The sequence below is a fragment of the Sphingomonas adhaesiva genome (assembly GCF_036946305.1).
In the GTDB taxonomy this organism is placed as follows: Bacteria; Pseudomonadota; Alphaproteobacteria; order Sphingomonadales; family Sphingomonadaceae; genus Sphingomonas; species Sphingomonas adhaesiva_B.
The window spans coordinates 642,165-661,094 of record NZ_JAQIJJ010000002.1; the positions used below are offsets into that span (position 1 = coordinate 642,165).

Consider the following 18,930-nt stretch of genomic DNA (forward strand, 5'->3'; position numbering starts at 1 on the left):
CGGTCCTGTCATGAAGGCGTTGCGATCGGGTGTATGGTGCGCCGCGGAACCCGCCTATGCTCCCGCGGATTGGGCGGGCGAGCGAGGAGAAGACGATGCGGCTGGTGATGATCGGGTTGGGCCGGATGGGCGGCAACATGGCGCGCCGCCTGATGCAGGCCGGGCACGAGATCGTCGCCTATGACCGCGATGCCGATGCGGTGGCGAAACTGGTCGAGGCGGGCGCCACCGCGGCGACCGGCGTCGACGATGCGCGCGGCAAGGCGGGTGCGCCGGCGATCTGGTGGATCATGCTGCCGCACGGCGCGGTCACCGACGGCATGATCGAGGAGATCGCGAAGGACGCGGCGCCGGGCGAGGTGGTGATCGACGGCGGCAACAGCTTCTACAAGGACGATATCCGCCATGCGAAGATGCTGGAGGAGCGTCAGGTCCATTACGTCGACGTCGGCACGTCGGGCGGCGTATGGGGGCTGGAGCGCGGCTATTGCATGATGATCGGCGGGCCGACGGACGTGGTGCGCGATCTCGACCCGATCTTCGCCGCGCTGGCGCCGGGGGCGGGCACGATCCCGCGCACCCCGGGGCGCGACGGCAATGGCGCGGTCGATACGCGCGCGGAGAACGGCTATATCCACGCCGGTCCGGCGGGCGCGGGTCATTTCGTGAAGATGATCCACAACGGCATCGAATACGGGCTGATGCAGGCCTATGCCGAGGGATTCGATGTGCTGAAGGGCAAGGCGTCGGAGCATCTGCCGGAGGATGAGCGCTACGACCTCAACCTCGCCGACATCGCCGAGGTGTGGCGGCGCGGGCAGCGTCATTTCCTCCTGGCTGCTGGATCTCACCGCGCAGGCGCTGGCGAAGAACGGGATGCTGGAGCAGTTCAGCGGACGCGTCGCCGATTCCGGCGAGGGCCAGTGGACGATCGAGGCGGCGATGGAGGAAGCGGTGCCGGTCAACGTGCTGACCACCGCGCTGTTCGCGCGCTATCGCAGCCGGGTGGAGCATACGTTCGGCGAGAAGGCGCTGTCGGCGATGCGCTTCGGCTTCGGCGGGCATGTCGAGATGCCGCAATAATGCCGATCCGGTTGCTGGTGTCGGACATCGACGGCACGCTGGTCGACAAGGCGAAGGAACTGACCCCCGCGACGATCGCCGCGGTGGCGCGGTTGCGCGCGGAGGGTATCGGCTTTACCGTCATCAGCGCGCGGCCGATGTCGGGGCTGCGCCCGCTGCTGGCGCCGCTGGGGCTGGAGGGGGAGGTCGCCGCGTTCAACGGCGGGCTGATCGCGCGCGTCGACGGCACGGTGTCGTACCATGCCATGATCGAGGAAGGCGCGGCGCGCGAGGCGATGCGGCTGGCTAAGGGCGCGACGGTCGACACCTGGGTGTTCGCCGACGATCGTTGGTACGCTACCGATCCCGATGGCGCGCATACGCAGAGCGAGCGGCGCGCGTCGGCGCAGGAACCGGTGGTGTGTGACGACATGCAGGCGCTGCTCGACCATGCGGACAAGATCACCTTCGTCAGCGACGACGAGGCCGCGCTGCGGTCGCTGTACGAGACGGTGCATGCCGCGATCGGCGAGCGCGCGACGGTGGCGCAGTCGCAGACCTATTATCTCGACATCACCGCCACCACCGCCAACAAGGGCGACGGCATCGCCGCGCTGGCCCGGACGCTGGGGGTCAATCTCGCCGATACCGCGGCGATCGGCGACCAGGCCAACGACCTGCCGATGCTGCGCCGCGCCGGCCTCGCGATCGCGATGGGCAACGCGCCCGACACGGTGAAGGCGGCGGCGGGGCACACGACTCGCACCAATGAAGAAGATGGCGTAGCGCACGCCATCGACACCTTTATCCTGTCCCACGGAGATCCTGCATGAAGAAGCTCGTCGCCTTCGACCTCGATGGCACGCTGGCGCTGAGCAAGCAGCCGCTGAAGGACGACATGGGCGAGACGCTGGCGGATCTGCTGGGCGTGGCGGACGTGGCGGTGATCTCCGGCGGCGACTGGCCGCAGTTCGACAAGCAGGTGGCGAGCCGGCTGCCCGCGCGGGCGGATCGTGCGCGGCTGTGGCTGATGCCGACCACGGGGACGAAGCTGTACACCTGGCAGGACGGCCGGTGGACCACGGTCTATGCCGAATTGTTCGACGACGCGGAGAAGAAGAAGATCATCGCCGCGTTCGGCGAATCGCTGGAGGCGACCGGCTTCGTGCCCGAAAAAACCTGGGGCGAGCGGATCGAGGATCGTGGCAGCCAGATCACCTTTTCCGCGCTGGGGCAGGAAGCGCCGATCGAGGCCAAGGAGCATTGGGACCCCGATTTCGCCAAGCGCAAGGTGATCCAGGCGGACCTGAAGAAGCGGCTGCCGGGCCTCGCCATCAACATGGGTGGCGCGACCTCGATCGACATCACGCGCGAGGGCGTCGACAAGGGCTATGGCCTGCGCAAGCTGGCGGCGGAAAGCGGGTTCGGGCTCGACGAGATGCTGTTCATCGGCGACGCGATCTTCCCCGGCGGCAACGATTATCCCGCGCACGAGGCGGGGGTGGATTGCGTGCGCGTGCGCGATCCGCAGGAAACGATCAGCGTCGTCACCGCCATCGTCGCCTGCCAGAAATAGGCGCGGCGCTTGGATATTCCCGACCTGTGGGCGCGATTCATCCAGTGGATCGGCGACGGCACCGGACTGCCCGACACGATCCTGCACATCCATGCGGGCATGGCGGTGCTGCTGGTCGCGCGCGTGGTGACCCGGCGGTCGCTGGGGACGTTCGTGCCGCTGTCGGTAGTGGTCGCGGCGGAGGCGGCGAACGAGATCCTCGACCGGCTGCACTGGGGCAGCTGGCGCTGGTCGGACACGATCGGCGACGTGGTGAATACGTTGTTCTGGCCGACGGTGATCTGTCTGGCGGTCAGGATGCGGCCGATGGTGGCGAAGGACGTGCGGCGGCGGTGACCTTAAAGCCCCTCCTCTTTAGAAGAGGGGCTGAAGTAGGCCACGCGCTTCCGCAACAGCGCGTCGGGCATCTCCGCCCGGATATACGCCAGCAATCCCTCGCGCACGTCGCAGCGCAGGTCGAACGCGGTCGAGGCGTCCTTCGCGGTCATCAGCCCGCGGACCTCGATCGATCCGTCGGGCTTGGTATCGGTCACCTGAAGGTTCCAGAAGCGCCCGTCCCAGCGTGGGTTGGCGGTGACGATCCGGCCCAGCCGCTCGCGCAGCCGGGGGATGTCGGCGGCGGGGTCGAGATACCAGAACACGCTGCCCAGCAGCGCGCTCGACTGCCGCGTCCAGTTCTGGAAGCTCTGCTCCAGGAACTTGGAGACGGGGACGACCAGTCGCCGCTCGTCCCAGATCTTCACCACGACATAGGTCAGCCGGATCTCCTCGATCCGCCCCCATTCGCCGTCGATGATGACGACGTCGTCGATCCGGATCGGCTCGGTGAAGATCATCTGGAACCCGGCGATCAGGTTCTTCAGCGCGGGCTGCGCCGCCGCGCCCACGGCCAGGCCCGCCAGCCCCGCCGACGCGACCAGCGTCACGCCCAGCGTCCGCACGCTGGGGATCGTCATCAGCATCGCGCACACGGTGACCAGCAGGATGATCGAGATGATGATGCGCTGGAACAGACCCAGCCGCGTGCGCCGCCGCCGCGCGCGCAGATTGTCCGCCACACTGATGTCGGCATGGCGGATCATCACGTCGATGACGGTGCCGACCGCGACGATCGCGCCCCAGCCGAGCAGCCCCGGCACGATCAGCGCCGCCGCGCGCGCCCACAGGGTCGCGGCGGGGCGCGACAGCGCCAGCGCGGGCTGCACCGCCGCCAGCGCCACCACGATCATCAGCCAGCGCAGCAGCTTGCGGATCCGCTCGACGAACACCGCGCCCGTGCCCTCGGGACGCGCGCGCGTCGCGCGCCGCGCCAGCCAGATCAGGATGCGGTGCAGCACCAGCGCCGCGGCCACCGCCGCCGCGACATAGACGATCCCCGCCATCCATTCCGGCACGTCGCGCAACCACGCCTGCGCAGGCTTCCACCACCCCGCCATCGGCTCTCCATGCGTTATCCCGAACCGGGGCAACGTGGCGCGCGGCGGCGCGTTCCCCTTCGCGGCACGGCACGTCCCCATTGGCAGCCCCCCTCCGTTTGCGGTAGAGGGCGAACAAAAGGGGGGTAGCATTTGTCGACCACCATCGCCTGGATACCGCCGCTGGTCGCCCTGGTGCTGGGCTATCTGCTCGGCTCGATCCCGTTCGGGGTGATCCTGACGCGCCTCGCCGGCGCGGGCGACCTGCGCCAGATCGGATCGGGCAATATCGGCGCCACCAACGTGCTGCGCACCGGGCGCAAGGGGCTGGCCGCGGCCACGCTGCTGCTCGATCTGGCCAAGGGGCTGGTCGCGGTGCTGCTGATCGGCCACCTGCTGCCCGGGATGGCGCCGGTCGCCGCGGGGGCGGCCTTCGTCGGCCATTGCTATCCGCTGTGGCTGCGCTTTCGCGGCGGCAAGGGCGTGGCGACGATGATGGGGGTCGTGTCGGGGCTGTTCTGGCCGCTCGGGCTGGTCTTCGCCATCCTGTGGCTGGGGCTGCTGGCGGTGGCGCGCATCTCGTCGCTGGCGGGGATCACCGCCGCGGTCGGTACCCCGGTCGCCGCGGCGGTGCTGGGGCGGTTCGATCTGGTGCCGCTGCTGATGGCGCTGGCGGGGATCGTGCTGTGGAAGCATCGCGCCAATATCGCGCGGCTGGTCGACGGGACGGAGCCGCGCGTCGGTGGCGACAAGACGACCGACGCCGTCGGTGGATGACGCCATTGCGCGGCTGCGGCTGATCCGCACGCCGTCCATCGGCCCGGTCAGCTATCGCCAGCTCGTCCGCCGCTTCGGCTCCGCCGCCGCTGCGATCGACGCGCTGCCCGATCTCGCCCGCGCCGGCGGCGGCGTGCCCCCCGTGGTCCCGCCGCCCGCGCACGCGGAGCGCGAACAGGCCATGCTGGCGCGGGTCGGCGCGCGCCACCTGTTCCTCGACGACGCGGATTACCCGCCGCTGCTGGCGCGGGCGGACAATGCCCCCGTCATCCTCACGCTGCGCGGCGATATCGCGCTGGCGACGCGCACCCCGGTGGCGATGGTCGGCGCGCGCAACGCGTCCGCCGCCGCCTGCCGCTTCGCGCGCCAGATGGCGCAGGCGCTGGCAGAGCGCGGCGCGACCGTCGTCTCCGGGCTCGCCCGCGGGATCGATACGGCCGCGCATCACGGCGCGCTGCCCGCCACGATCGCGGTGATCGCGGGCGGCATCGACACGCTCTACCCGCCCGAGAATGACGAACTGCAAGAGCGAATCGCGCACGAGGGGCTGCTGATCGCGGAGATGCCGCCCGGGACGCAGGCGCGCGCGCGCCACTTCCCGCACCGCAACCGCATCATCGCCGCGCTGTCGCTGGGCACCGTCGTGGTGGAGGCCGCGCCGCGCTCCGGCTCTCTCATCACCGCGCGGCTGGCGGGGGAGGCGGGGCGCGAGGTGATGGCGGTGCCCGGCCACCCCTCCGACCCGCGCGCGCAGGGCTGCAACGCGCTGATCCGCGACGGTGCGACGCTGGTGCAGGATGCCGACGACGTGTGGGAACAGGTCCGCCCGATCGACGCGCGCGCGCTCCACTCCGGGGCGGTGCGCAGCCCCGCCGCCGGCTGGGGAGCGCCGCCACCGGAGGACGCCACCGACGCCGAACGCCGCACGATCGAGCGCCTGCTCGGCCCCGTGCCCGTCGCGGTCGACGAACTGGTGCGCCAGTCCGCGCTCGCCCCCGCGGTGGTGCAGATGATCTTGCTGGAACTGGAACTCGCCGCCCGGCTGGAGCGGCATGCCGGAGGGAGGGTGAGCCTGTGCTGAACGACGGACACGCACCACGCTGGGTGGCGCGCTGGTTCAGGGGCGCCGCGATCTATGGCGCGATCGCGCTGACGCTCAGCCTGCTGTCGCCCGCGATCCCCGCACCGGGGCGGCTGCCGCAACTGGGCTTCACCTTCACCGCGCTCGCCTTCCAGGCGGTGTTCTGGGTCATCGGCGGTGCGCCGGTCCGCTACCGCCCGCTGATGCTGGCGGGCGTGGCGGAGAAGCTCGCCTTCGGCGTCCCCGCGCTCTGGCTGACCGCACAAGGCACCGCCGACCCCGCCGCTGCGATCTTCGGCACCGTCGACCTGGTGCTGGGCGCCGGCTTCCTCCTCGCCTGGCGCGCGACGCCGCGGCGGTAGATGGGTTCACGCGAAGCCGCGAAGACGCGAAGATGATCCGTGCGCGGCAGCGCATCTCCCTTCATCAGGGCGATGAAAACAGGCCGCCCCCGCGGCATATGCGACATCGTTGCGTCTTCGCGTCTTCGCGCGAACCTTTTTTCGGCAGCCACGATATGTGTTCGCGCAGAGACGCGGAGGCGCAGAGATGGCCCGTGCGCGGCAGCGAATCTTTCCGACCGACGCCTGTTGGTGGAGGGCCGCTATCGCGGCGTGCGCGACACCTCCGCGTCTCCGCGCCTCTGCGTGAACCATCCTTCTTCTCGACATGCCGGGCGCTCCGCACCCTTGACGCCCCCCGCCTCCTCACCCAACCCTCGCGCGTATACGTGAGGCTTCCCATTTAAGGCACCATGCAGCTCGTCATCGTCGAATCGCCCGCCAAGGCGAAAACCATCGAAAAGTACCTCGGCCCCGATTATCGCGTCCTCGCGAGCTACGGCCATATCCGCGACCTGCCGCCGCGCGACGGGTCGGTGAACCCCGATGAGGGGTTCGCGATGGAATGGGAGAATTACGCCGACAAGACCAAGCAGCTGAAGGCGATCGCGGATGCCGCGAAGACCGCCGACCGCCTGATCCTCGCCACCGACCCCGATCGCGAGGGCGAGGCGATTTCCTGGCACGTCCAGGAGGTGCTCGCCAAGCGCAAGGCGCTGCCTAGGGACGTCCAGCGCGTCACCTTCAACGCCATCACCAAACCCGCGGTGACGCAGGCGATGGCCAATCCGCGCGAGCTGGATACCGACCTGATCGACGCCTATCGCGCGCGCCGCGCGCTCGATTATTTGGTCGGCTTCACGCTCTCGCCGGTGCTGTGGCGCAAGCTGCCCGGTGCGAAGTCCGCGGGCCGCGTCCAGTCGGTAGCACTTCGCCTGATCGTCGATCGCGAGCGCGAGATCGAGGCGTTCCGCGCGCAGGAATATTGGTCCGTCACCGCGGCGATGGAGCAGGACGGCACCCCCTTCACCGCGCGGCTGGTGCAATGGGACGGCAAGAAGCTCGACCGCCTGTCGATCGGCAACGAAGGCGACGCGCTGAAGGCGAAGGCGGCGGTCGAGGGTGGGCGCTTCTCCGTCCAGTCGGTCGAGACGCGCCCCGCCACGCGCAACCCGCCGCCGCCCTTCACCACCTCGACGCTCCAGCAGGAGGCGGCGCGCAAGCTCGGCTTCTCCGCCGATCACACGATGCGGATCGCGCAGCAGCTCTACGAGGATGGCGCGATCACCTATATGCGGACCGACGGCGTGCAGATGGACGGCAGCGCCATCTCCGCCGCGCGTGCCGCCATCGCGGATCGCTATGACGGCGGCTACGTCCCCGATAAGCCGCGCCATTACCAGACCAAGGCGAAGAACGCGCAGGAAGCGCACGAGGCGATCCGCCCGACCGACTTCACCAAGGACCGCGTCGGCTCGGGCGACCACGCCCGCCTCTACGATCTGGTGTGGAAGCGCGCGCTGGCGTCGCAGATGGCATCGGCGCGGATGGAGCGCACCACCGTCGACATGGCCGACGGCACCGGGCGCCACGTCCTGCGCGCGACGGGGCAGGTCGTCCTCTTCCCCGGCTATCTTGCCTTGTACGAGGAAGGGCAGGACGATTCGCAGGACGAGGATGCGAAGCGCCTGCCGCGGCTGCGCGAGGGCGATGCGCCGGCGAAGAAGGAGGTGCTGGCCGAACAGCATTTCACCCAGCCGCCGCCGCGTTTTTCCGAGGCGTCGCTGGTCAAGCGCATGGAGGAACTCGGCATCGGCCGCCCCTCCACCTATGCCTCGATCATCAAGACGCTCAAGGACCGCGCCTATGTCCGCGTCGAGAAGAACCGCTTCTTCGCGGAGGAGAGCGGCCGGCTGGTGACCGCGTTCCTGGAGCGTTTCTTCGAGAAATATGTCGGCTACGACTTCACCGCCGAGCTGGAGGAGGAGCTGGACGACGTATCCGGCGGCCGGGCGCAGTGGCAGGCGGTGCTCGACGCCTTCTGGCGCGATTTCAAGCCGCGCACGTCGGAGGTGATGGAGCAGAAGCCGAGCGAGGTGACCGCCGCGCTCGACCAGTTCCTCGCGCCCTATCTCTTCCCGGAGAAGGCGGATGGCGGCGATCCGCGGCTGTGCCCGGCGTGCGGCGCGGGGCAGCTTGCGCTGCGCGGTGGCCGCTTCGGCGCGTTCATCGCGTGCAGCAACTATCCGGAGTGCAAGTTCACCCGCCGCTTCGCGCAGGGCGGCGAGGGGGCGGGCGAGGACACCGGCCCGGAACAGCTCGGGCACGATCCGGAGACGGGGCTGCCGGTCGAGCGCAAGTCGGGGCGGTTCGGCCCGTATATCCAGCTCGGCGAGGGCAAGGAGGCGAAGCGCGCCTCGATCCCCAAGGACATCGGCGAGCTTGATCTCGACCTTGCGCTACGTTTGCTGCACCTTCCACGCACCATCGGGCAACATCCGGAGACGGGTCTCCCCATCGTGGCGGCGATCGGCCGCTATGGGCCGTACCTCCTGCACGACGGCAAATATGCGCGACTTTCGTCAACATCGGAGGTGTTCGAGACCGGCATGAACGCCGCCGTGGTCAAGCTGGCCGAGGCCGCCGCCGGCGGCGGCCGCCCCGCCCGCGGTGCCGCCCGCGCGCCGCTCAAGGTGCTGGGCGCGCACCCCCGGACGGAGGCGGAGATCAAGCTGATGGAGGGCCGCTACGGCCCCTATGTCACCGACGGCACCATCAACGCGACGCTCCCCAAGACGATCGCCCCCGACCAGCTGACGCTGGAGGAAGCCGCCCAGCTGATCGACGACCGCGCCGCGGCGGCGCCCGCCAAGGGCAAGAAGAAAGCGCCGGCGAAAAAGGCCGCCGCGAAGAAGCCCGCGGCGAAGAAGGCGGCGCCGAAGAAAAAGGCTGCGGCGTCAAAGGACTGATCCCCTGCTGTCCCTTTCCGTTCGTGCTGAGGAGGCATTGAGCCTGTCGAAATGCCGTCTCGAAGCACAAGCGTGACGCTTGCGCCCTTCGAGACGAGGCTTCGACAGGCTCAGCCTCTCCTCAGGGCGAACGGACAGGGCTTACCGAACAAAAGTTACGCTACCCCCTAGCGACACGAAACGAAACACGACACAGCGGCGCCTATTCTGTATGTAGAAGAGCGAGGGGATGATGACGGACGCCAATGCGATCGCGGCCCGGGTGGAGCGCTTCGTGCGCGACATCGTGGCACCGTATGAGAAGGATCCACGGCAGGGCGCGCACGGCCCGTCGGACGCGCTGGTCGCCGAATTGCGCGGGCTGGCGCGCGAGGCCGGCGTGCTCACCCCGCACATCCTGTCGGACGGCACCCACCTCCACCACACCGAGGTCGCCGTGGTGCTCCGCGCCGCCGGCCTCTCCCCGCTCGGCCCGGTCGCGGTCAACGTCGCCGCGCCCGACGAGGGCAATATGTACCTGCTCGGCCAGCGCGCCAGCGCGGAGCAGAAGGCGCGCTTTCTCGACCCGATGGTGAAGGGCGAGGCACGCTCCGCCTTCTTCATGACCGAGCCGGCCGCGGACGGCGGCGCCGGCTCCGATCCGTCGATGATGCAGACCACCGCGGTGAAGGACGGCAACCATTGGGTCGTCAACGGCCGCAAGGCGTTCATCACCGGCGCGGAAGGCGCGCAGGTCGGCATCGTCATGGCCAAGGCCGATGAAGGCGCGACCATGTTCCTGGTCGACCTGCCCGATCCCGCGATCCGCATCGAGCGCGTGCTCGACACGATCGACAGTTCGATGCCCGGCGGCCATGCCGTCGTCGCGATCGAGAACCTGCGCATCCCCGCCGACCAGATGCTGGGCAACCCCGGCGAAGGCTTCCAGCTGGCGCAGGTCCGCCTCGCGCCCGCACGCCTCACCCACTGCATGCGCTGGCTGGGCGCGTGCGTCCGCGCCAACGAGATCGCGACCGATTACGCCAATCGTCGCCATGCCTTCGGCAAGCCGCTGGTCGACCACGAGGGCGTCGGCTTCATGCTGGCGGAGAACCTGATCGACCTGAAGCAGGCCGAGCTGATGATCGACTGGTGCGCCGGCGTGCTCGACGAGGGGCATCTGGGCACCGCGGAGAGCAGCATGGCGAAGGTCGCGGTCAGCGAGGCGCTGATGCGCATCGCCGATCGCTGCGTCCAGGTGATGGGCGGCACCGGCGTCACCGGCGATACCATCGTGGAGCAGGTGTTCCGCGAGATCCGCGCCTTCCGCATTTACGACGGCCCGACCGAGGTCCACAAATGGAGCCTCGCAAAGAAGATCAAGCGCGACTGGAAAAGCGCGCAAGCCCATTGAGGAGAGCCGATGTCTGAACTGTTCGGTCTGATGCAGGACGTGCCGCTGACGGTAGATCGCATCCTCGATCATGCAGGCACATGGCATGGCGCGCGCGAGATCGTCTCGCGCGATGTCGATGGTACGGTGGAACGCACCGACTATGCCGGGCTGCATCGCACCGCCAAACAGGTATCGGCCGCGCTCGCTGCCGCGGGCATCGGGCGCGGCGACCGGGTGGCGACGATGGCGTGGAACGGCGCACGCCACCTCGCCGCCTGGTATGGCGCGACCAACATGGGCGCGGTGCTCCACACGCTCAACCCGCGGCTGTTCCCGGAGCAGATCGCCTATATCGCGAAACATGCCGGCGACCGTATCCTGCTGGTCGATCCGGCCTGTGCGCCGCTGGTCGGGCCGCTGCTCAATGAAGCGCCTTCGATCGAGCAGGTGATCTTCCTGTGCAGCGCGGCGCAGCTACCCGTCACCGATTATCCCGCGGTCGCGTTCGACGACTGGATCGCGCCGCACGCGCCCGACTTTGTTTGGGGCGGGTTCGACGAGCGGCTGGCCTGCGGGCTGTGCTACACCTCGGGCACCACGGGCAATCCCAAGGGCGTGCTCTACTCGCACCGCTCCAATTACCTGCACACGCTGATGACGTTGCAGAAGGATACGCTGGGCCTGTCGCAGCGCGATTCGATCCTGCTGGTGGTGCCGATGTACCATGCCAATGCCTGGGGCGTGGTCTATTCCGCGCCTGCGGTCGGCGCGAAGATGGTGCTGCCGGGGCAGAAGATGGACGGCCAGTCGATCTTCGACCAGATCGAGCAGGAGGGCGTCACTTTCTCCGCCGCGGTGCCGACCGTGTGGCAGGGGCTGCTCCAGCATTTGCGCGCCACGGGGCAGACATTCTCCACGCTGGAGCGCGTCGTCATCGGCGGCTCCGCCCCGCCCGAGGCGCTGATCCGCGCCTTTCAGGATGATTACAAGGTCGAGGTGATCCAGGGCTGGGGCATGACCGAGACGTCGCCGCTGGCCACGCTGTCGACGCCCACCGCGGAGGTGTTGGCGCAGCCCTATGACGAACAGGTCCGCCGCAAGGGGATGCAGGGCCGCCTCGTCTGCGGGCTGGAGCTGAAGCTGACCGACGACGACGGCAACCGCCTGCCGCACGACGGCAAGACCGCCGGGCGGCTGAAGATCAAGGGGCCGACGATCACCAACGGCTATTTCGGCGGTGAGGGCGGCGACGTGCTGGACGAGGAGGGCTTCTTCGACACCGGCGACGTCTCCACCATCGACGCGTCGGGCTATATGCAGATCACCGACCGCGCGAAGGACATCGTGAAGTCGGGCGGCGAGTGGATCAGCTCGATCGAGATCGAGAATATCGCGGTCGGCCATCCCGACGTCGCGATCGCCGCGGTGATCGGCGTCCATCACCCGAAATGGGACGAGCGCCCGATCCTGCTGGTCCAGCCCGCGCCCGGCGCCACCCCGTCGCGCGACGAGCTGCTGGCGTTCCTGGACGGCAAGATCGCCAAATGGTGGATGCCCGACGACGTGGTGGTGGTAGAGGCGATCCCGCTCGGCGCGACCGGCAAGATCGACAAGAAGCTGCTCCGCCAGCAGATGGCGGAATATCGGCTGCCCGAACTGGCGGCGTAGTCGGTCATCCCACCCACACCGTCACCCCGGACGTGTTCCGGGGTCCAGACCAACATCGGTCGGTGCGCGGGGCGGAACCCCTTGCCCGGTTAAGCCACCCGGCTTACTCTCTCTCCGACTCTCGAAAACGGGAGCGCTTACGAGAGGATAGCCGATGTCGCGCGCCGACCCGATCGAAACGGTCCCTTTCCGCCCGCTGCCGCAGAAGGCGCCCGACGTGGAGGTGGAGCGGCGCGACGATGGCTGCATCCTGATTCGCCAGCGCCACGCGCTCGCCCCCACCGCGCGATCGATCGCGCATCTGTTCGCGGAGCGCGCCGCCGACCATCCCGACCGCCCCTTCATCCTCCAGCGCGAACCCGGCCACGGCCCGTGGCGTGGCCTGACCTATGGCGAGACGCTGCGCGCCGCGGAGGGGATCGCGCAATGGCTGCTCGATCGCGGCATGGGTGCCGACGATGCGGTGCTGGTGATCTCCGGGAACTCGGTCGAGCATGCGCTGGTGACGCTCGGCTGCTACACCGCCAGGGTTCCGGTCACCCCGATCAGCCAAGCATACAGCCTGATCTCGACCGATCATGCCAAGCTGCGCCATGCCTTCGACACGGTGCGCCCGCGCATCGTCTTCGCGCAGGATGCTGCTATCTTCGCGCGCGCGTTCGACACATTGCGCGCGCTTGACCCGCAGCTGACCTTCGTCACCGTCGACGGCGGCGCGGGCACGACGCCGCTGGCCGCGCTGACCACGACCGCGCCCGGCCCCGCGGTCGCCGCCGCACGCGACGCGCTGACCCACGCCAGCGTCGCCAAATACCTCTTCACCTCCGGATCGACCGGGCTGCCCAAAGGCGTGCCGCAGACGCACGGCATGATGGTGCATGTCGTCGCGGGGCAGGAGGGGCTGCGCGACGACGATCCCGGCGAGCGCGCGGTGCCGCAGTCGCTGGAATGGATGCCGTGGAGCCATATCTCCGCGGGCAATATCGCGTTCAACGGCAATATCGCCGCCGGCGGCACGCTGTACCTCGACGAGGGCAAGCCGGTGCCCGGGCTGTTCGAGACCACGATCCGCAACCTGTACGAGGTGTCGCCGATGGTGTTCGGCTCCGCCCCGATCGCGTTCGCGATGCTGGCCGAGGCGATGGAGCGCGACACGGTGCTGCGCGCCTCCTTCTTCCGCAACCTGACCTATCTCGGCTATGGCGGCGCCACGCTGTCGGACGATGTCGCGCGCCGGATCCAGACGCTGGCGGTGGCGGAAACCGGACGGCGCATCCCGCTGACCACGATGTACGGCGCGACCGAGACGCAGGGCGTCACCGTCGTCCACTGGACGACCGAGCGCGTCGGGCTGATCGGGCTGCCGCTGCCGGGCACCACGCTGAAGCTGGTGCCGGCCGGGGGCAAGATGGAGGTGCGGGTGAAGGGGCCGACCGTCACCACCGGCTATCACCGCGACGCGGAGAAGACCGCCGCCGCCTTCGACGAGGAGGGGTTCTACCGGCTGGGCGATGCGGCGCGCTTCGTCGATCCGGCCGATCCGGCACAGGGGCTGATCTTCGACGGCCGCGTGACCGAGGATTTCAAGCTCGATTCGGGTACCTGGGTGTCGGTCGGCACGCTACGCCCCGACCTGCTTGCGGCCTGCTCGCCCTATCTGCAGGATGCGGTGATCGCGGGGCAGGACAAGCCGTTCGTCGCGGTGCTCGCCTGGCCGTCGGCCGCCGCGTTGCAGACGCTGGCCGAGGCGGCGCCGGGCAGCGATCCCTTCCCGACGCTGGAGGGGCTGGTGGCGGAAAAGCTGGGCGCGCACAATGCGGCGGCGGGCGGCAGCTCGCGCCGTGTCGGGCGGTTCGTGCTGCTGCGCGACCCGCCGTCGATCGACGCGGGCGAGATCACCGACAAGGGCTATGTCAACCAGCGCGCGGCTTTGGCGGCGCGGCACGAACTGGTCGCGGCGCTCTATGCCGAGCCGCCGGGCGCTGGGGTGGTCGACCTGCGAGGGTAAGGCCGGCGCCGGCGTTGCCGGGACGCCACGCGCCCTCTAAGCCCGCGGCGATGGACGATGCGCGGCCGATCCTGTTCTTCGATTCCGGTGTCGGCGGACTGTCCGTGGTGGCGCCGACGCGTGACCTGCTGCCGTCCGCGCCGATCGTCTATGCCGCGGATTCGGCGGGCTTCCCCTATGGCACGCGCAGCGAGGCGGAAATCGCGGCACGCATTCCTGCGTTGCTTGGGCGGCTGGTGGAGCGCTATCGCCCGCGGCTGGCGGTGATCGCGTGCAACACCGCGTCGACGATCGCGCTGCCCGCGGTGCGCGCCGCGCTGGACGTGCCGGTGGTCGGAACGGTGCCCGCAATCAAGCCCGCCGCGGCGATGAGCGCGACGCGCGTGATCGGCGTGCTCGGTACCGAGGCGACGGTGCGGCAACCCTATGTCGACGATCTGGCAGCGCGGTTCGCGGGTGATTGCACCGTCCTGCGCCACGGATCGGCGCGGCTGGTGGAGCTGGCGGAGGCGGCGCTGGGGGGAGAGGCGCCCTCGCCGGAGGACGTGGCGATCGAGTTGCGCGGGCTGTTCGGACAGCCGGGCGGCGAGCGGATCGACGTGATCGTCAACGCCTGCACGCATTTCCCGCTGCTGGAGGCGGGCATGGCCGCGGTGGCGCCCGGCGTGCGCTTCATCGACGGCGGGCCGGGGATCGCACGGCGGATCGCTTCGCTGACTGAGGGGCAGGACTGGCCCGAATCGCCGCCGCCGGCGCGGCTGGTCTTCACGCGGCTGGACGATCGCGAGCGGCGGATCGCCCGGACGCTGGCGGCCCGGGGCTTCGCCGTGGCGGAGGCGCTGTAGGGCAATGGGGTAGGGGGTGGGACAATTTGTCCAACCCGTTCGATCACGGAAAGCGCGCATCTGCGCTGGAAATCGCAACCTTTGCCCGGTAATGCGGCACGATGATAAGCGAGGGCAGAGAGGCGCGCGCGGTGGATTATTCCCGCGTGTTCACGCAGGCGATCGACCGGCTTCATGCCGAGGGCCGCTATCGCGTCTTCATCGACATCCTGCGCAACAAGGGCATGTTCCCCAATGCGCGCTGCTTCGCCGGGCACAACGGGCCGAAGCCGATCACCGTATGGTGCTCCAACGATTACCTCGCGATGGGGCAGCACCCCAAGGTGATCGCGGCGATGGAGGAGGCGCTGCACGATGTCGGCGCCGGCTCCGGCGGCACGCGCAACATCGGCGGCAACACGCATTACCACGTCGACCTGGAACATGAGCTGGCCGACCTGCACGGCAAGGAAGCCGCGCTGCTGTTCACCTCGGGCTATGTCTCCAACGAGGCGACGCTGTCGACGCTGGCCAAGGTGCTGCCGGGCTGCATCATCTATTCCGACGAGCTGAACCACGCCTCGATGATCGCAGGCATCCGCAACGCCGGGTGCGAGAAGCGCGTGTTCCGCCACAATGACGTCGCGCATCTGGAGGAACTCCTGGCCGCGGACGATCCCGCGCTGCCGAAGCTGATCGCGTTCGAGAGCGTCTATTCGATGGAGGGCGACGTTGCCCCGATCGCGGCGCTGTGCGACCTCGCCGACAAGTATAACGCGCTGACCTATCTGGACGAGGTCCATGCGGTCGGCATGTACGGCCCGCGTGGCGGCGGCATCTCGGAGCGCGACGGTGTCGCCCACCGGCTGACGATCATCGAGGGCACGCTGGGCAAGGCGTTCGGGGTGATGGGGGGCTATATCGCCGCCGATCGCACGATCGTGGACGTGATCCGCAGCTATGCGCCCGGCTTCATCTTCACCACCAGCCTGTCGCCGGTGCTGGTCGCGGGCGTGCTGGCGAGCGTGCGCCATCTGAAGCAGTCGAGCGTTGAGCGCGACGGACAGCAGGCCGCCGCCGCCACGCTGAAGGCGATGATGCGCGACGCCGGTCTGCCGGTGATGATCGGCGAGACGCATATCGTGCCGGTGATGGTCGGCGATCCGGTCAAGGCCAAGAAGATCAGCGACATCCTGCTCGCCGAATATGGCGTGTACGTGCAGCCGATCAATTATCCCACTGTCCCGCGCGGCACCGAGCGGCTGCGCTTCACCCCCGGCCCCGCGCATGACGAGGCGATGATGCGCGACCTGACCGCCGCGCTGGTGGAGATCTGGGACCGGCTGGAGCTGCGGCTGGCGGCGTAGCGCACGCTCAGTCCAGCGCCGCATCCCGCTGCGTCAGCAAGGGCGGCAGATAGGGTGTCGGCGCGTCCTTCGGCAGGGTCGCCAGTTCCGCCGCGATCGCGGCGGCGCGCGCCTTGGACGACGGGTGAGTGCGGCTGCGGAAGAGGCCGCCGTCCACCTTGCCCCCCTGGTCGTGCCAGAAGGTGATCGCGATCCGCGGGTCCCAGCCGGCATTGCGCAGCAGGTAGGCGCCCATCAGGTCCGCCTCCGTCTCGGTCCGGCGGAACAGCCGCCCGTTGCGACCGAACTCGGACAGCAGGCCCCATGTCACCCCCGCCGCCTCAAGCCGTGCGCGATGCGCGAGCACGACATGGCCCAGTTCGTGCGCGACGACGACCGCGACCTGATCGTCGTCGAACAGCTGGAACAGGCGCCCGCCGACCTGCACGACATGCCCGTCCGATGATGCGCCGATCTTGTTGCCGGCGAGCACCTCGAACTCGACGCGACAGCCGGGGACGGGCTGCACCGTCACCACGCTGGTCGTCGCGCCGCGGCGGATGGTCAGCGGCAGCGCCGCGTCGAGCGGGCGGGCCGCGATCATCGCCTGCGCCGCGTTGCGCGTGGCGCTGGTGATCGCGCCGCTGGTGGCGGGGGCGGGCACCGGCTGTGCCGCGACGGCGAGCAGGCCGTCATTCTCCTTCACGCCGGCCCGGTCGGCAGGGGTGCCGGGAACGACCAGCTCGACCATCACCGGCGCGGGCGGCGCGGCGCCGAACGCGCCGGCGGGATATTGGTCGACGGCGTGGAGCGTGGCCCCCGTCACCGGCTGGCGCTCGCGGCACAGCGCGGCGTTCGCGGTGGTGAGTCGCCACGCGATGCGGGCGAGGCGGGTATCGGCCTCCAGCAGCGTGGGCTCGGCGGCGGCGGGGGCCACGAGGGCGACCGCCAGCAAGGCGAGGAGGAAGGCGCGCATGGCCGGCATTATCGGCGATCCGGACGGGCGCCGCAACGTGGACCGCATGTGTGTCCGGCGCAGAGCGAGGCTGCTGTAAAAGGCCCCGGTTCCCCGGCGGAGGCCGGGCTCCAGTTGGGAGCGGTTTCAGCATCTCACGAGCCGATCGATCCTGGACCCCGGCCTGCGCCGGGGAACAAGGTTCCGCCGCGCACGCATACCATCGCGCTTGAACTTCCCCCGTCATCAGCGATTGTCTCACCCGATGACGCCGCTCGCCCGTATCCCCGCTCCGCCGCCCGCCCTGGTGCGGATGCGGCGCGTGGCGGGTGCGTTGCTGGTGGTGATGGCGGGGGCGTTCCTCCTGGCGCGCGCGCTGGAGCCGCGGCACCCCGGCTGGGGTTTCGTGCGTGCCTTTGCCGAGGCGGCGATGGTGGGCGGGCTGGCGGACTGGTTCGCGGTGACCGCGCTGTTCCGCCGCCCGTTGCACCTGCCGATCCCGCACACCGCGATCATCCCCAACAACAAGGACCGGATCGGCGATCAGCTCGCCGCCTTCCTGCGCGACTATTTCCTGATCCCCGCGGTGGTGGCGCGGCGGATGGGGCGGATCGACATTGCGGGCGCGGCGGGGCGCTGGCTGGCGGACCCGCAGGGGCTGGGCGGCGGGCGGCTGGCACGCGGCCTGTCGCGGCTGGCGCAGGAGGTGCTGCAGGCGCTCGACCAAGAGCGGCTGGGCGGCATGGTGCGCGCGATGATGGTGACGCGGGTGCGCGAGACCGAATTGTCGCCGATGCTGGGCCGCGCGCTGGCCGCGGCGCTGGCGGAGGACCGTCACCTGCCGGTGATCGACCATGCGGTGCGCTGGGCGCGCGACGCGCTGGCATCGAACGAGCATCTGGTACGCGCGATGGTGCACGAGCGCGCGGGCTCGATCCTGCGCTGGACCGGGCTGGACGAGACGCTGGCGACCAAGATCATCGATGGGCTGGACCGTATGGTCGCGGAGATGGCGGAGAACCGTGACCATCCGCTGCGCCACAAGCTGGAGGATGGGCTGCGTACACTGGCCGAGGGGTTGCAGCACGACGCGGCGATGCGCGAGCGGGTCGAACGGCTGAAGATCGAGCTGCTGGAAAACCCGGCGATGCAGGATTGGATCAACGGCCTTTGGGAGCAGGCGCGCGCCGCGATGCTGCGCACCGCACGCGATCCGGAGGCGCTGCTGCGCGGGCGTCTGGGCGAGGCGGTGCGCCAGCTGGGCGCGACCTTGCAGGACGACCCGCGGCTGGGGCGGACGATCAACCGCTTCGTCCGGCGCGCGGCGGTGGGCGCGGCGGCGGATTATGGTGATGCGATCGTGCGGCTGGTGTCGGAAACGGTGCGCGGCTGGGATGCGGAGACGGTGACGCACCGGCTGGAACATGCGGTGGGCAAGGACCTGCAGTTCATCCGCATCAACGGAACGTTGGTCGGCGGACTGGTCGGGGGTGGCGATCCACACGGTGGACGTGATGCTGTGAGGGGGTGTCG

At 69.5% G+C, this 18,930-nt stretch carries 13 protein-coding genes and 3 pseudogenes; 14 read left to right on the plus strand and 2 right to left on the minus strand.

Annotated features, from left to right (window positions below; genetic code table 11):
• Window positions 1–95: 95 nt before the first annotated feature.
• The 4 genes and pseudogenes from gnd (at window position 96) to PGN14_RS03335 (ending at window position 2,974) form a co-directional block, all read left to right on the plus strand.
• Window positions 96–1,083: pseudogene (gnd, locus tag PGN14_RS03320) on the plus strand (phosphogluconate dehydrogenase (NAD(+)-dependent, decarboxylating)).
• 17 nt (window positions 1,084–1,100) lie between these two features.
• Window positions 1,101–1,895 (plus strand): annotated as a pseudogene (locus tag PGN14_RS03325) (Cof-type HAD-IIB family hydrolase); the annotation flags it as partial.
• Window positions 1,892–2,638 (plus strand): HAD-IIB family hydrolase, encoded by a 747-nt coding sequence (locus tag PGN14_RS03330; RefSeq protein ID WP_335297971.1) that lies wholly within the window; start codon window positions 1,892–1,894, stop codon window positions 2,636–2,638. The pseudogene PGN14_RS03325 and the gene PGN14_RS03330, both read left to right, overlap by 4 nt.
• A gap of 9 nt (window positions 2,639–2,647) precedes the next feature.
• Window positions 2,648–2,974 carry a hypothetical protein gene (locus PGN14_RS03335; protein ID WP_335297972.1) on the plus strand — a complete coding sequence of 109 codons (327 nt, stop codon included), beginning with the start codon at window positions 2,648–2,650 and terminating at the stop codon, window positions 2,972–2,974.
• Window positions 2,975–2,976: 2 nt separating this feature from the next.
• Here PGN14_RS03335 and PGN14_RS03340 read toward each other — a convergent pair whose 3' ends face one another.
• Window positions 2,977–4,074, minus strand: coding sequence for a mechanosensitive ion channel family protein (locus PGN14_RS03340; protein WP_335297973.1), 1,098 nt, complete (start codon window positions 4,072–4,074; stop codon window positions 2,977–2,979).
• A gap of 132 nt (window positions 4,075–4,206) precedes the next feature.
• Here PGN14_RS03340 and plsY point away from each other — a divergent pair, with 132 nt between their 5' ends.
• The 9 genes from plsY to hemA all read left to right on the plus strand — a co-directional run bounded on the left by plsY (window position 4,207) and on the right by hemA (window position 16,463).
• The gene (plsY, locus tag PGN14_RS03345) at window positions 4,207–4,830 is read left to right on the plus strand and encodes a glycerol-3-phosphate 1-O-acyltransferase PlsY (RefSeq protein WP_335297974.1); all 624 of its coding nucleotides are present in this window, start codon (window positions 4,207–4,209) and stop codon (window positions 4,828–4,830) included.
• Window positions 4,823–5,911: a DNA-processing protein DprA gene (dprA, locus tag PGN14_RS03350; protein WP_335297975.1), complete on the plus strand. Its 1,089-nt coding sequence runs from the start codon at window positions 4,823–4,825 to the stop codon at window positions 5,909–5,911. Before plsY ends, dprA begins: the two co-directional genes overlap by 8 nt.
• Window positions 5,905–6,273: a hypothetical protein gene (locus PGN14_RS03355; protein ID WP_335297976.1), complete on the plus strand. Its 369-nt coding sequence runs from the start codon at window positions 5,905–5,907 to the stop codon at window positions 6,271–6,273. Before dprA ends, PGN14_RS03355 begins: the two co-directional genes overlap by 7 nt.
• Window positions 6,274–6,665: 392 nt before the next feature.
• Window positions 6,666–9,221, plus strand: a complete 2,556-nt coding sequence (gene topA / locus PGN14_RS03360) for a type I DNA topoisomerase (RefSeq protein WP_335297977.1) — start codon at window positions 6,666–6,668, stop codon at window positions 9,219–9,221.
• 229 nt (window positions 9,222–9,450) lie between these two features.
• The gene (locus tag PGN14_RS03365; protein ID WP_335297978.1) at window positions 9,451–10,614 is read left to right on the plus strand and encodes an acyl-CoA dehydrogenase family protein; all 1,164 of its coding nucleotides are present in this window, start codon (window positions 9,451–9,453) and stop codon (window positions 10,612–10,614) included.
• Window positions 10,615–10,623: 9 nt separating this feature from the next.
• A complete protein-coding gene (locus PGN14_RS03370; RefSeq protein ID WP_335297979.1) occupies window positions 10,624–12,264 on the plus strand; it encodes a long-chain-fatty-acid--CoA ligase in 1,641 nt (546 codons plus the stop codon).
• 154 nt (window positions 12,265–12,418) lie between these two features.
• On the plus strand, window positions 12,419–14,272 hold the full coding sequence (locus tag PGN14_RS03375; RefSeq protein WP_335297980.1) for an AMP-binding protein: 1,854 nt from the start codon (window positions 12,419–12,421) through the stop codon (window positions 14,270–14,272).
• A gap of 50 nt (window positions 14,273–14,322) precedes the next feature.
• Window positions 14,323–15,117: a glutamate racemase gene (gene murI / locus PGN14_RS03380; RefSeq protein ID WP_335297981.1), complete on the plus strand. Its 795-nt coding sequence runs from the start codon at window positions 14,323–14,325 to the stop codon at window positions 15,115–15,117.
• Between the two features lie 101 nt (window positions 15,118–15,218).
• A complete protein-coding gene (gene hemA / locus PGN14_RS03385) occupies window positions 15,219–16,463 on the plus strand; it encodes a 5-aminolevulinate synthase (protein WP_335297982.1) in 1,245 nt (414 codons plus the stop codon).
• Window positions 16,464–16,470: 7 nt separating this feature from the next.
• On the opposite strand, the gene PGN14_RS03390 is transcribed toward hemA, so the two are convergent.
• Window positions 16,471–17,418, minus strand: a complete 948-nt coding sequence (locus tag PGN14_RS03390; RefSeq protein ID WP_335297983.1) for a M48 family metallopeptidase — start codon at window positions 17,416–17,418, stop codon at window positions 16,471–16,473.
• A 292-nt stretch (window positions 17,419–17,710) separates the two neighbouring features.
• On the opposite strand from PGN14_RS03390, the pseudogene PGN14_RS03395 reads away from it, so the two are divergent.
• Window positions 17,711–18,920, plus strand: a pseudogene (locus PGN14_RS03395) (DUF445 domain-containing protein).
• Window positions 18,921–18,930 lie beyond the last annotated feature (10 nt).